The following is a 13,604-nucleotide window of genomic DNA, read 5'->3' as shown; positions in this document are numbered from 1 at the left end:
GAGCTAGTATCGAACGAATCGTCGTTCTGTCCTATCTCTCCAACGCGTGGGGGCAACCTATATTGCTTCCAGTGGAAATCCAAGCCTTTTCTTCGCAATGCCACCAATGTCCTATTCGAAGCTTAACTTTGTCGCCGGTCATTTCAGCGCGAATACGAGCACCCTGTCATTCTGACCGTAGTCCTTCACGGATTCCAGAAGCTGGAAACCCTCGGCTTCAAAGAGGCTGGTCACATCGTTTCGCTGATCGTAGCCTATCTCAAGTCCAATAACCCCATTGGGCTGCATGAACCTTGCCGCATCCTTGGCGATGGCTTTGTAAGCGTCAAGCCCGTCCAGGCCACCATCCAGTGCGGCAGCCGGATCAAATTTCGTCACTTCGGGCGCGAGACCGTGAATGACACTGGACGCTATATAGGGCGGATTTGAGACAATCGCGTGAAACGACTGTTCGATGTTCTCGAACCAATTGGATCGAACGGCTTCGAACCGATCCCGCAACCCGTTGCTTTCCGCGTTGGATTTTGCCGTCCGCAAGGCATCGGCCGATATGTCGCTACCGATGCCCGACGCGTCCGGACACTCGCTCAACAGCGCAAGGCATATAGCCCCGGTTCCGGTTCCCATGTCCAGAATGTGGATATGGCCCTCCGTCGTTGCAAGGTCGCGCAGATAGGGAAGCATCGTATCGACGAGAATTTCAGTGTCGGGCCGCGGTTCCAGCGTCTCGGCCGAAAGCGACATTGGCAGACCGTAGAATTCGCGCGTACCGAGAATCCGGTGAACGGGCTCATGCGACAGTCGTCGCTCGATGGCGGCCCGAACGCTGGGGAGCCTGGCTCCGACCAGATCGCCCCCACGCGTCAGGATCTCCGTCGTCGACAGGTCCAGGAGACCGGCAATCAGCACGCGTGCGTCGGTTGCCGGGTCATTGACCCCCGCCTCGGTGAAACGGCGGCGAGCTTCGGCCAACATTTGGGAAACGGTAGGCCCGGCCTGTTTCCCGCTCTCGTTCATCGCTGTAAGCCGAGTTGCGCCAATTGGCTCGCCTGATAGTCCGCCATCAGCGCATCGACGACCTCGTCGATCTCGCCGACCATCATCCGGTCGAGCTTGTAGAGCGTCAGGTTGATGCGGTGGTCAGTGACGCGCCCCTGCGGAAAATTGTAGGTGCGGATGCGCTCCGACCTGTCCCCGGAGCCGACCTGACTCTTGCGGTCGGCGGAACGCTCGCTGTCGGCGCGCTGGCGCTCGGCGTCGTAGAGACGCGAGCGCAGCACCTGCATCGCCTTGGCGCGGTTCTGGTGCTGCGATTTCTCCGAGCTCGTCACCACGATGCCGGTCGGCAGATGGGTGATGCGAACCGCCGAGTCCGTCGTGTTGACGTGCTGTCCGCCCGCGCCGGACGACCGCATCGTATCGATGCGGATGTCTTCCGGCCGGACTTCGATATCGATCTCCTCGGCCTCCGGCAGCACGGCAACCGTGGCCGCCGACGTATGAATGCGGCCGCCCGCTTCCGTCTCGGGCACGCGCTGCACACGATGCACCCCGGATTCGAACTTCAGCTTGGCGAACACGCCCTTGCCGGTGATGGTCGCAATGATTTCCTTGAAGCCGCCGGCTTCACCCTCGCTGGACGAGAGAACCTCGACCTTCCAGCCGCGGGCCGCCGCGTAGCGCTCGTACATCCGGAAGAGGTCGCCGGCAAAAAGGGCTGCCTCAGAGCCCCCGGTGCCGGCGCGGATTTCGAGGATCGCGCTCTTTTCGTCGGCAGCGTCCTTCGGCAGCAGCTGAATCTGGATTTCCTGCTCCAGAGCCTCTATCCGCTCCTTCACATCCGGCAACTCGACCTCCGCCATATCGCGCATTTCGCGATCGACGGATTTGTCTTCCAGGAGCGACTCCAGATCGGTCAGTTCCGCCAGCGCCTTCTCGTACTCCCGGATCTTCGTCACAACAGGCTGCAGCTCGGAATATTCGGAGGCAAGCTTGACGTAGACGTCGGCTGACGGGCCGGCCGACATGCGCGCTTCGATCTCGCCGAAACGGCGTTCCAGCTCGCGCATCTTTTCAACGGGAAGCTTCGCCACCCTTCACTCCGATTCTGCTTGTCTGTGTCTAAAGAGGAATATTGTGAGCGTCGGCGAAGTGGGCAAGCAGTTCGCGTATCGACGTTGAAGTCTTGGTGTCGTCCAGCGCCTCGTTCATGGCTTTGCCGAGCGCTTCGGCATCGAGGCCGAGCAGCATCGCCTTGACCGGGCCGATCGAGGCTGGCGACATCGACACCGAACGGAATCCTATTCCGAGCAGCGCCATTGCCGAAATCGGCTTGCCGGCGAGTTCGCCGCACAGCGTCACCGGCGTATTGTTGCGCTGGCCGGCGCGCACGATGTCGCGCAGGATCCGGAGGAACGGCTTGCCGAGCGGATCGAAACGATCCGACACCCTGGCATTGCCGCGATCGACGGCCATCGCGAACTGGAAGAGGTCGTTGGAGCCGACGGAAACGAAATCGACCGCCGCCATCAGCTCGTCGAGCTGCCACAGCAGCGACGGCACCTCCAGCATTGCGCCGAACTGCAGCTTGCGCGGCAGGCCGTGGCCGAAACGCGAGAGATGCTGCACTTCCTTCTGCAGAAGTTCGCGCACGGCGGCGATCTCAGAAACCTCTGTCACCATCGGTACCATCAGCTTCAATTCGATACCGGCCGCCGCCTTCAGCATGGCGCGAAGCTGCGTCCGCAACAGTCCCGGCCTGTCGAGCGAGAGGCGGATGGCGCGCCAGCCGAGCGCCGGGTTTTCTTCCTCGTGGCCGCGGAAATACGGAACGACCTTGTCGCCGCCGATATCGAGCGTGCGGAAGGTCACGACGCGGCCCGCCGCCTGCTTCAGCACGTTGCGGTAGAACAGCTCCTGCTCCTCGGCCTTCGGCATCGTCGAGGCGATCATGAACTGCAGTTCGGTGCGGAACAGCCCGATGCCTTCGGCGCCGGACTCCGCCAGCTGCGGCAGGTCGACCAGCAGGCCGGCATTCATCATCAAGGACACGCGCTGCCCGTCCTTGGTCAGCGGCTCGACGGCGCGCAACGCCCGGAACTGTTCCTGCCGGCGCGCACGGAAGCGCACCTTCTCCTCATAGGACCGCTGATGCTCCGGCAAGGGCCTGAGATGCACATGGCCGCCGTCGCCGTCGATGATCAGGGCGTCGCCGTTTTCGGCAAGCGCCACGATGCCGGCGGCCTGGCCGATGACGGGGATGCCCATCGCGCGGGCGACGATGACGACGTGGCTGGTCACGGCGCCCTCTTCCAGCACCAGGCCGCGGACGTTTGCGCGAGGATAGTCGAGCAGTTCGGCAGCGCCCATGGCACGCGCCAGGATGATCGCATCGTTCGGGAAGCCGTCACCGGCGGTGCGGCCGGTATAGCCTGTCAGCTGCCGGAGCAACCGGTTCGCCAGATCCTCGAAATCATGCATTCGCTCGCGCAGATAGGGGTCCGTCATGCGGATCATGCGCGCCTTGGTATCGCTCTGCACCTTCTCGACCGCGGCTTCCGCCGTAAGGCCGTTGCGGATCGCTTCCTCGAGCTTGCGCACCCAACCCTGGTCGTGGGCGAACATCCGATAGGTTTCGAGAACCTCGCGGTGTTCGCCTTCCATCGACATGTCGCGTTGCGACAGAAGGTCGTCGATCGAGATGCGCAGCGAACCCAGCGCCTCGGAAAGCCGCCTGATTTCCTTGTCCGAGTCCTCGTTCAACAGGTTCGTGACGACGATGCGCGGCTCGTGCAGCACGACATAGCCGAGCCCGATGCCCTCGTTGTAGGTATCGCCATCGATCGTCACCGAACGCGTCAGGTCGAGTTCGAGACCCGGCTTCGTGATCTTCTTGAGTTCGCCGGTGGCGATCATCTCGGCAAGCACCATCGCGGTCGTCTCGAGGGCCTCGAGCTCTTCCTCGCGATAGTTGCGGCTCGCCTTGTTCTGCACGACGAGAACGCCGAGCGACCGGCCGGTGCGCAGGATCGGCACGCCGAGGAACGAGTGGTAGATTTCTTCGCCCGTCTCCGGCAGGTAGCGGAAGGCCGGGTGCGACTGTGCGTCCGAGAGATTGAGCGGTTGCGCCGACGCCGCGATGGTGCCGACGAGGCCCTGGCCCATCTTCAGTTGCGCGAGGTGGACGGCTTCGCGGTTCAGACCTTCGGTTGCATAGAGCTCGAGCACGCCGTCGGCGCGCAGCACGTAGACGGAGCAGACCTCCGCCACCATGTTGCCGGCAATTTGGCGCACGATCCGGTCGAGACGCTCCTGTGGCTCCAGCGGCTCCGCCATCAACTCGCGTAGCCGCCTGAGCAGCACGCGCGGACCACCGGAAAGGTCTCTCATTGCGTCTCAAGCTCCAAAACAAAAGCACAGTAACCCGGCAGATAAGCCGCGTCACTTCTCAACTTGAACGCGCGACCAGCTTGCTGGGAATCAATTCTTATCCAGACCGTAGCAGGAATGCAAAGTCCTGACAGCGAGTTCCGCATAAGGACCGTCGATCAGGATGGAAATCTTGATTTCCGACGTCGTGATCGCCTTGATGTTGATGCCCTTGTCGGCCAGCGCCTTGAAAGCGGTGGCGGCTACGCCGGCGTGGCTGCGCATGCCGATGCCGATGACCGACACTTTGACGAGGCCCGATTCGTTCTGCACGACGTCGTAGCCGATCTTGTCCTTGTTCTCGCCAAGCACCTTGATGGCCTTCTCGACGTCGCCGGACGGCACGGTGAAGGTCATGTCGGTCTTCGAGCCGTCCTCGGAGATGTTCTGGACGATCATGTCGACATTGATGTGGCTCTCGGCCAGCGGTCCGAAGATCGCGGCGGACACGCCGGGCCTGTCGGCAAGACGGCGAAGCGAGATCTGAGCCTCATCCTTGGCATAAGCGATGCCGGTGACTACTTCCTGTTCCACGATTTCTTCCTCGTCACAAATCAGCGTTCCGGGCGGATTCAAGAAATCACCCATGCCCGGAGCATCGGGATCTTCAAACGACGAGCGCACGAACGTGCGCACCTTGAACACCATGGCAAGCTCGACCGAGCGAACCTGCAGGACCTTGGCGCCGAGCGAGGCCATTTCGAGCATTTCCTCGAAGGCGATCTTCTTCAGGCGACGCGCCTGCGGCACGATGCGCGGATCGGTCGTGTAGACACCGTCGACGTCCGTATAGATATCGCAGCGATCCGCTTTGACAGCAGCCGCGATCGCGACCGCCGAGGTATCCGAGCCGCCGCGCCCGAGCGTCGCGACGCGGTTGTCGGGGCCAAGGCCCTGGAAACCCGCAATAACGGCAACCTGCCCCTCGCCCATGCGCTTGACGATGTCGGCACCGTCGATTTCGAGGATGCGGGCGGCGCCGTGTGCGTTGTCGGTGCGGATCGGGATCTGCCATCCCTGCCAGGAGCGAGCGTTGATGTCCATCGCCTGCAGCGCGATCGCCAGCAGCCCCGAGGTCACCTGCTCGCCCGAAGCCACGATCGCATCGTATTCGCGCGCGTCGTAGAAAGGCGAATCGCCGCCGACGACCTTCGGCATTCCCTGTACCCAGCCGACCAGTTCGTTGGTCTTGCCCGACATCGCGGAAACGACGACAGCCACCTCATGGCCGGCATCGACCTCGCGTTTGACGTGGCGGGCAACATTCTTGATGCGGTCCAGATCGGCGACGGAGGTCCCGCCGAATTTCATTACGATGCGTGCCATTTGCCTCTACCACAGCCCCAACATGACGCCGAAAAATACAAGCTGCTTCGGACGCCGTCATGCTCTATATCTTTGCCAGACCGGGAGAGACGAAAGCCAGACCCGGCATCACGAAGCCTTGGAAAGCGGCATGGCCGAAGAGCCAGGATTGGGAGTTCTGGAACCCTTCTAAAGCCTTGCGCCCCAAGGGCCCAAGTTGCGGCGTCTCTTAGCGAGTTTGTCGGGGGGTGGCAAGGCACGAAGCCGAGAATGAAGGCGCGACGGAATGGAAAGCCGATCGCAGCCTTTCGGATAGCATTCGATGCGTCCGCGTGAGGAGGCAGCAGGCCTTTTTGGATGCGTTCAGGTAGGCGTCAGGTTTAGATGTGCCTGTTGTAGCACAACGTGATGATGGTGATGCCCGGACTGACCTGAGGCGTCATCGCGAACTGATTGGGGGACGATCATGGCCGATAGCCCGACAAGATTGATTCTGCGCAGGGATCAAAAAGACGAAGTATTTGCTGACGGAAAAGGTCCGGTTGGAGACTTCGCATTCAATGCAACAGTTGCAAACGCCTTCGACGACATGGTCAGCCGATCAGTGCCGTACTACGAAGAGATGCAACGAATGGTTTGCGAACTGGCGCAGGACTTTGCCCAGCCGGACACCAATCTCTACGACATAGGCTGCTCCACCGCCACGACGCTGCTGACGCTCGATGGCATGATCGGTTCGGACGTGCAGTTCATCGGCATCGACAATGCGCCCGACATGCTGGACAAGGCGGCGCAGAAGATCGAAGAATCTGGAACCAACCGCTCGATCGACCTTCAGGTCGTAGACCTGCATCGCGGGTTGCAGATAGAGAATGCGAGCGTGGTGACGATGTTGCTGACGCTGCAGTTCGTTCGTCCGCTTTTTCGTGAACGCATCATGAAGACGATCTATTCAGGACTGAACGATCATGGCTGCCTTCTTCTCATAGAGAAGCTGACCAGCGAGGACACGACGTTCAACCGGCTCTTCATCGAGCATTACTACGATTTCAAGCGCCGCAACGGCTATTCGGAAATCGAGATTTCCAAAAAACGCGAGGCGCTGGAAAACGTGCTGATCCCTTATCGGCTGGACGAGAACGTCCAGCTCCTGAAGGAGACCGGTTTCCGCAGCGTCGAGGTGTTTTTCCGCTGGTACAATTTCTGCGGCATCATTGCCGTCAAGTAGGGGCACACATGAAGTCGACAATGATCAAGATCGGAAACTTCTTCTTCCGTTTCCGAAACCAGGTTTTCCCGCTGCTGATCGTGGCGCTGTTCCTGCTTGCGACGCCGCCGCTGCAGTTGATGGGAAGTGCGGCGACCGAGCGCGCCAAGGACCACCTCGCATTGCTTGTCATCGTCTCCGGTCTGGCGCTGCGGGCAACCGTTATCGGCTTTGCCTATATCCAGCGCGGAGGCCTCAACAAGCGCGTCTATGCCAAGGACCTCGTGACCGAGGGAATGTTCGGCGTGTGCCGCAATCCTCTCTACGTCGGCAACATGCTCGTCTACATCGGGATATTCCTCCTTCACGGCGATCCGCTGGTGGCCGTGTCGGGCATCGCGCTCTTTGCCTTCATCTATCAGTGCATCGTCTACGCCGAGGAAACATTTCTGGAGGCGAAGTTCGGCGACGCCTACAAAGCATACTGTCGCGACGTGCCGCGCTGGGGGCTCCGCCTCAGCCGATTTGCCGAGTCAACGCAGGGGATGACGTTCAACGTTCGTCGCGTGATCGCAAAGGACTACTCGACGGTCGCGTCAACCTGCATCGCGGTCCTCGCGACAGAAATCTATCGGTTCGCCCCAATGGCCGAACAGGTCGAGTACGTCCGATACCTGGTCGTTCTGGGGCTGTTGATGGCATGCGTCGGGATCGCAACCGCCGCCGTCAGCCACCTCAAGAAACGCGGTGCCTTTCGTGAACCGAAGGCTCTCTACTGAATAGAGGGAGCCGTCGCCCCCCGCTTAAGTGGCGTTTCAGAAGCATCGAGTACGAAAAGAGATTGCATCGAAAAATGGCTTGCGCCTTGGCGGCGCAATGCCGGAGAGTTCTGGAAGCTCCGGCCGACGGACAGTAAGTCCGATGATCATGTTATCGCCAATACTACAACAGCGACGGATCAAATAATATAAATCCCGACCTCCTGAAAAAAATAGCGCCGCCACCTATTTTCAAAGGAATGCAACTGTGATTCTTCTTTCTACACAAGTATGCGGCGTAGAATGATTCGCGACTGTCTTTGATGCTGAATGATTTGGCGGAGATTGCGAATGGTCGATATTGACATAGAAAGTTGGGCACTCACCAGAGCCCACCATATTGTCCTGAACGAGGGCCTGAGCCTTGCACAGGCAGCGCAGGATCTGGATCGCAAGCGATCGCGCTCCCTCGTCTACGAACTGCGACGGGTCATCACGGCAGCCATTCTCGAAGCCCACGCCGCATCCACCCGTCCCGATGTCTCCCAATCGATGCAGCCGGAGCCGATGCTCTTGCATGATCAAGGCGCAGTGTGACGGCGCGCGCACTGGCTTTTGCCGAATTCCGTTCGTCCGACCCCTCCATCCCTCCCTCACTCCCGTGCTTGTCACAGGAATCCAGCCACGGCGCGTCCGCGCGGTGAATGAAGGACGTCAAGGCACATGGTCTCCCGCGCCCAAGGACTTGGGCGCGCTGGATTCCTGTGACGAGCACAGGAATGAGGTTGGCATGGGCGTAGGAACGACTGGCACAGGCCAGAAATAGGGGGATGATTCTGCACTATCGGCTGAGCATAATCAATCGCTTAGCCGAAATATCGCGCCAGATCATCCCCGCTCCCCGAACCCGTTCCACAATCTCCGCGTCCCNAGTTGCGGGCATAAACCGCCGAACGGGGCGCTGGGAAGCGCCATATTTTTACTCAATCGCGGCAATTTCCAGCGCCCCGTGCGAGTGAGCAGGCATGGTCAGACCACGGGTGATGAAGCCGCGTGAAGGAGACACGATGTGCGGCGTGCAAGGCTGCAGCGGCGACGAAGCCAGGCGGCGCTTTGCCCCAACGCTGCCGCACTGCTCCCTGTCTCTACCATCGGTTGCCCACGCCGCAAGTCTCGGCGGCCGCCCGAAAGGCGCAGTTGCATCGCGCCGCGGAAACGGGCAGCCTGTCCACGCCTGAGGTCTGCGGGCGGGCTCCTCTGCCCGGCGCGTCCGGCCAGGTATCCGGCGCAAGGGCCCGACCCCATCATGACGCGAGCGCAGCAAATCGGTGTCGTTATCGGCCTCCTGATCGTCGCGGCCTTTACGATTCTGCGGGCCAGCGACCCGCCGCTCCTGCGCCAGATCAGAGACATCACCTTCGATGAATACCAGCGCATCAGACCCCGTCCCTTCGAGGCGACGCCCGTCCGGGTGATCGACATCGACGAGGCATCGCTGAAGGAATTCGGCCAATGGCCCTGGCCGCGCGACAGGCTTGCGCTGCTCGTCGAGCGGCTCTCGGAGATGGGGGCGGCGGCCATCGCCTTCGACATTCTGTTCGCCGAGCCGGATCGCCTGTCGCCGCGAAGCGTCATGCGCGACGTCGCCGGTGTCGATGCATCGCTGCTTCGGCGGCTGCCTGACAACGACGAGATTTTCGCCGAGGCAATTGACGGGCGGCCCGTCGTGCTCGGGTTCGGCCTGTCGACCGACGGCAACTACCGCCCGCCGGTCAAGGCAGGCTTCGCCTATACCGGCGAAAGCCCGTTCAACGCCCCGCCCCGGCTGACGGCCGCGACGCCGCTGCGCCCGCAACTGCAGATCAATGCCACCGGCATCGGGCATATCAGCCTCAACCCCGGCAATTATTCCTCGGTTGTCCGTCGTGTTCCGCTGCTGCTGACGGACGGCGAACAGCTGTATCCGAACCTCGCGATCGAGGCATTGCGCGTGGCGCAGGGCGCCTCGACCTACATCGTATCGACGGCCCCCGACGCGCCCGATACGTTGACCTCGATCAAGATCGGCGACTTCGTCGTCCCGACGACTGCCGACGGCGAACTCTGGCTCTACACCAGCCCCGATGTTGCCGAGCGCTACATTTCGGCCGGAAAGGTGCTTGCGCCCGATGGCGCCCCGCCGGAGGTCGGTGCCGCCGTGCAAGGCAGCATCGTCTTCGTCGGCACCTCGTCGGCCGGCCTGCAGGACATTCGCTCGACCGCGCTCGGGCAGAATGTGCCAGGTGTTTCGATGCACGCCCAGACCGTCGAGCAGATCCTGTCGGGGCGTTTCCTGTCGCGGCCGGACTGGGCAGACGGCATGGAGATCCTGTCTATCGCCGTGCTCGGTACCGTTCTCGTAGTGCTCACCACCTTCGTCAGCCCCGCAGTGGCCTTGGCCTGCGGTCTCTTCATCACCGCGCTGGCGCTTGCCGCCTCATGGGTCGCGTTCTCCTACTCGGGTCTCCTCTTCGACCCGCTTGCCCTGATCATCGCCGGTTCGATCATCCATTTTGCCGCAACCTCGTTCCGTATCCTGGTGATCGATCGCGAGCGGCGCGAAGTTCGGCGAGCCTTCGGTCAATATCTCTCGCCCTCGCTGCTCTATCGCATCGAACACACGCCCGACGCCCTTAGACTCGGCGGCGACGACCGCGAACTGACGGTCATGTTCGTCGACGTACGCGGCTTCACGGCGCTCAGCGAGGGGCTGCAGCCGGCCGAGGTCGTACGGTTCCTGAATACGCTGCTCGACGCGCTGAGCCGCCATGTCGTGGCCAACGAGGGTACGCTCGACAAATTCATCGGCGATTCGATCATGGCCTTCTGGAACGCGCCGGTCGATGTTGCCGGCCACCCCGCCAAGGCGGTGCGGGCGGCGCTTGCAATGCGCGAGACCCTGGCCGGGCTCAATGCCGCCGATGCCTTCGGCTTCGGCAAGGATTACCAGGTCGGCATCGGTATCGGCATTCACACCGGTCTTGCCTGCGTCGGCAACATGGGCGCCGAGTCCCGCTTCAACTATTCGGCCGTCGGCGACGCGGTCAACGTCGCGGCCCGCATAGAAAGCTGCTGCAAGGAGGTGGGCTTCGACATTCTCGTCTCAGAGACGACGGCAGCTGCGCTGCCGGACTTTGCGCTGCTCGATGCCGGCGCGCTGGGACTCAAGGGTAAAAGCAGTCGGGCGAGGCTCTACGCCACCGTCGGCGACGAGACGGTCGGGCGATCGGCCGAATTCGCCGCGCTGCTCCGCGCTCACGAGGACCTTGTTGAGGCATTACGCACGCGCGCCGCCGACAGCCGCAAGCGTCTCGCCAGGGCAAAACAGAAGGCAGCCGGATTGGCGGCCGCTCTCCCGGAATTCTATCGCCGCCTGCCGCGCCGGGGCGACCATTTTCGCGACACCCATACCGAGACGGAGGACGCCGCATCGGAACCCGCAAACTAGAGCAATTCGAGCAAAAGCGCTTATCGGTTTTGCCTCAGGAGTTGCGTAGAAATAAGGAGATAGGGAGTTTTCGCCATTCGATGAAGAGCGGAAATGCCTAATCGTCGGTACGATTGCGGTCCCGTCCGTCCGATCGGTCGCCATGTCGATCCCTGCCGTGCCCGCCGTATCTCTGGCCGTTGCCCTGGCCGAATCCCCCCTGGCCGCCGCCACCCTGTGCGCTGCTCCCTTGTGCGCTGCCCGCTTGGCCGCCATCTCCCTGCTGCTGGCTCCCACTCATGCCGCTGCCTTGCGGGCCACCCGCGCCGGAGCCATCGCCTCCACTGCCTGGCTGGTTGTTCCCCGCTCCACTGCCGCCGAACCCATTATTCCCAGATCCGCCGCCGCGATGGTCTCCACGTCCACCGCGTCCCGGACCGTCGGCACCCGGCCGGTTGCCGGCTTGGTCGTTGTCTCCACGGTGCTCGTTGTACCTGTCGTCCCCGCGTCCCCAGTGGGAACGATTGCCCCAGCCGGGGCCGTCGCCGTCCCCGCGATCGTGATGTCCATCGCGATCCCCATGATGTCCATCGCGATCCCCGTGATGTCCATCGCGATCCCCGCGATGCTCGTCGCGATCATGACCACGATGGTGATCGTTGTCTCGATCGTGATCCTTTTCCCGATCGTGGTGATGGTATCCGTGCTGCTGTTTCGTTGGCTTGTCCGGCGTCCGGAAAAGCGGTGCCGGCGGCGCTGGCGTGGGCGATGGCGGAGCCCGCGTCGGCGGCGGGTCAGCCTGTTGCCGGGCGGGATCTTTCCGGTCCAGCCTCAGGCTTGCGAGACCGCAACTGGTACGAATTCCGCCGAGCGCACCCGAAAGCTGCTGGTTGCCGGAGAGGAACGGCAGCGCGCGCTGGTTTCCAAGAGCGCGCAACGTCCGTGCGTCCACGGCACGCGGGTCCGACACGCCGCCGCCGCGCGTGGCGATGACGCAATCGCATTGCTGTCTCAGCTGCTTGCACCCTCCGGCGCCGCAGAACTGCGCCGCGCCGCTGAGCAGCACCATGGCCGTCGTACCGTTTGGACCGACATAGAAGTCGAACGCCGTCCCGCGGACGCCGATCGTTCCAGCCGGCGTCACGATCGAGTAGGCCGACGACGAGGAATTGCCGCTGATCCAGCGAAAGGTACCTTTGGCCGCCCTGATGGTCAGCTTCTTGGCCGAATTCGCGTCGTCGTAGACATAGTTGTCGATGACGACGGACGAACCGGCGCCGACCGCCAGTTTCGTTCCGTCGCGGAAGATGAATTGTCCGAGCCCGCTGATGGATGTCTTTATCCGCTCATCCCGGTGCACCGGCGCCCTGACGACCAGCGGCCCACGCGCGCCCGTCACTTCCGTACGAATCAGAGTCGCCTCGCCGACCGGCTCGGCGGATAAGGCCGGCATCGGGCTGCAGAGAACAAGACTGAGCATCACGGCGGGAACGCCACGAAGGTTGGACATCGCTTTACCCTCAATATATTTACATTAGCATGCAATAATATGAAGTGCTCCATATCCTCTTGGTGTAGCCGAGCCTTTCTCGGTCGATCTCAACCGACGTCCCGGCACCCCTTGACTTCATCAGCCGTTCGTCCGACTTCAGTCGTGACCAACCAAGGAGCAAGCCCATGACGGAAGCGGCCAAGAGCACGATCGACCAGAGCGAGGTGGACCGTTTTTCAGCCATGGCGGCCGAGTGGTGGAGCCCGACCGGCAAGTTCAGGCCGCTGCACAAGTTCAACCCCGTACGCCTCGCCTACATCAGGGATAAGGCTGCGGAGAATTTCGGCCGCGACGTTCGCAGCGCAAGGCCGCTGGAAGGTTTGCGGGTCCTGGATATAGGCTGCGGCGGCGGCCTGCTGTCTGAGCCGGTGGCGCGCATGGGTGCGACGGTCGTCGGTGCCGACCCATCCGAAAAGAACATCGGCATCGCCTCCACGCACGCAATGGCATCCGGCGTTCCGGTGGATTATCGCGCGGTGACAGCCGAGCAGTTGGCCGAGGCCGGCGAAACCTTCGACATCGTCCTTAATATGGAAGTGGTCGAACACGTTGCCGACGTCGAGTTCTTCATCGCCACGTGCGCGAAGATGGTTCGGCCCGGCGGCCTGATGTTCGTTGCCACGATAAACCGCACGATGAAAGCGGCCGCGCTGGCCATTTTCGCAGCGGAGAACATCCTGCGCTGGCTGCCGCGCGGTACGCATCAATATGAAAAGCTTGTCCGCCCCGAAGAAATCGAGAAGCCGGCTACGGAAGGCGGCCTGACAATCGTCGACCGCACCGGCGTCTTCTTCAATCCGCTGTCGAACCAGTGGAACCTGTCGAAGGACATGGACGTCAACTACATGCTGCTCGCCAAGCGGGAGGCCTGAGCAGAGAAAAATAGGC

General features: G+C 62.0%; 9 protein-coding genes and 1 pseudogene. 5 read left to right on the top strand and 5 right to left on the bottom strand.

What is annotated here, in order from left to right:
* Positions 1-138: 138 nt before the first annotated feature.
* The 4 genes from prmC to ASC97_RS18145 all read right to left on the bottom strand — a co-directional run bounded on the left by prmC (position 139) and on the right by ASC97_RS18145 (position 5,754).
* Positions 139-1,017 carry a peptide chain release factor N(5)-glutamine methyltransferase gene (gene prmC / locus ASC97_RS18160; protein ID WP_057469752.1) on the bottom strand — a complete coding sequence of 293 codons (879 nt, stop codon included), beginning with the start codon at positions 1,015-1,017 and terminating at the stop codon, positions 139-141.
* Positions 1,014-2,093 (bottom strand): peptide chain release factor 1, encoded by a 1,080-nt coding sequence (gene prfA / locus ASC97_RS18155; RefSeq protein WP_057469751.1) that lies wholly within the window; start codon positions 2,091-2,093, stop codon positions 1,014-1,016. The genes prmC and prfA overlap by 4 nt, the downstream gene beginning before the upstream one ends.
* A gap of 28 nt (positions 2,094-2,121) precedes the next feature.
* Complete coding sequence (ptsP, locus tag ASC97_RS18150) at positions 2,122-4,389, bottom strand: phosphoenolpyruvate--protein phosphotransferase (RefSeq protein WP_057469750.1); 2,268 nt, start codon at positions 4,387-4,389, stop codon at positions 2,122-2,124.
* Between the two features lie 90 nt (positions 4,390-4,479).
* Positions 4,480-5,754 (bottom strand): aspartate kinase, encoded by a 1,275-nt coding sequence (locus ASC97_RS18145; protein WP_057469749.1) that lies wholly within the window; start codon positions 5,752-5,754, stop codon positions 4,480-4,482.
* A gap of 445 nt (positions 5,755-6,199) precedes the next feature.
* Between ASC97_RS18145 and cmoA the strand changes: the two genes are divergently transcribed.
* From cmoA to ASC97_RS18125, 4 genes are all read left to right on the top strand, one after another.
* Positions 6,200-6,961 carry a carboxy-S-adenosyl-L-methionine synthase CmoA gene (gene cmoA / locus ASC97_RS18140; RefSeq protein ID WP_057469748.1) on the top strand — a complete coding sequence of 254 codons (762 nt, stop codon included), beginning with the start codon at positions 6,200-6,202 and terminating at the stop codon, positions 6,959-6,961.
* Between the two features lie 8 nt (positions 6,962-6,969).
* Positions 6,970-7,719 (top strand): methyltransferase family protein, encoded by a 750-nt coding sequence (locus ASC97_RS18135; protein ID WP_057469747.1) that lies wholly within the window; start codon positions 6,970-6,972, stop codon positions 7,717-7,719.
* 330 nt (positions 7,720-8,049) lie between these two features.
* On the top strand, positions 8,050-8,295 hold the full coding sequence (locus tag ASC97_RS18130) for a hypothetical protein (RefSeq protein ID WP_113001263.1): 246 nt from the start codon (positions 8,050-8,052) through the stop codon (positions 8,293-8,295).
* Between the two features lie 709 nt (positions 8,296-9,004).
* Entirely contained in the window at positions 9,005-11,185 is a 2,181-nt protein-coding gene (locus ASC97_RS18125) for a CHASE2 domain-containing protein (RefSeq protein WP_057469745.1), read from the top strand.
* A 529-nt stretch (positions 11,186-11,714) separates the two neighbouring features.
* Here ASC97_RS18125 and ASC97_RS35400 read toward each other — a convergent pair.
* A pseudogene (locus tag ASC97_RS35400) lies at positions 11,715-12,674 on the bottom strand (FecR domain-containing protein); the annotation flags it as partial.
* Between the two features lie 167 nt (positions 12,675-12,841).
* On the opposite strand from ASC97_RS35400, the gene ubiG reads away from it, so the two are divergent.
* Positions 12,842-13,588, top strand: a complete 747-nt coding sequence (gene ubiG, locus ASC97_RS18115) for a bifunctional 2-polyprenyl-6-hydroxyphenol methylase/3-demethylubiquinol 3-O-methyltransferase UbiG (protein WP_057469744.1) — start codon at positions 12,842-12,844, stop codon at positions 13,586-13,588.
* Positions 13,589-13,604: the final 16 nt, after the last annotated feature.

It is taken from the genome of Rhizobium sp. Root1203 (genome assembly GCF_001424945.1).
Taxonomy (GTDB): Bacteria; Pseudomonadota; Alphaproteobacteria; order Rhizobiales; family Rhizobiaceae; genus Rhizobium.
This window is presented reverse-complemented; position numbering and strand designations above follow the sequence as displayed.

Excerpts from the sequence above, each read along its gene's own strand:
- prmC (WP_057469752.1), bottom strand. The coding sequence starts at position 1,017 with ATGAACGAGAGCGGGAAACAGGCCGGGCCTACCGTTTCCCAAATGTTG.
- ptsP (WP_057469750.1), bottom strand. The coding sequence starts at position 4,389 with ATGAGAGACCTTTCCGGTGGTCCGCGCGTGCTGCTCAGGCGGCTACGC.
- ASC97_RS18145 (WP_057469749.1), bottom strand. The coding sequence starts at position 5,754 with ATGGCACGCATCGTAATGAAATTCGGCGGGACCTCCGTCGCCGATCTG.
- cmoA (WP_057469748.1), top strand. The coding sequence starts at position 6,200 with ATGGCCGATAGCCCGACAAGATTGATTCTGCGCAGGGATCAAAAAGAC.
- ASC97_RS18135 (WP_057469747.1), top strand. The coding sequence starts at position 6,970 with ATGAAGTCGACAATGATCAAGATCGGAAACTTCTTCTTCCGTTTCCGA.
- ASC97_RS18130 (WP_113001263.1), top strand. The coding sequence starts at position 8,050 with ATGGTCGATATTGACATAGAAAGTTGGGCACTCACCAGAGCCCACCAT.
- ASC97_RS18125 (WP_057469745.1), top strand. The coding sequence starts at position 9,005 with ATGACGCGAGCGCAGCAAATCGGTGTCGTTATCGGCCTCCTGATCGTC.
- ubiG (WP_057469744.1), top strand. The coding sequence starts at position 12,842 with ATGACGGAAGCGGCCAAGAGCACGATCGACCAGAGCGAGGTGGACCGT.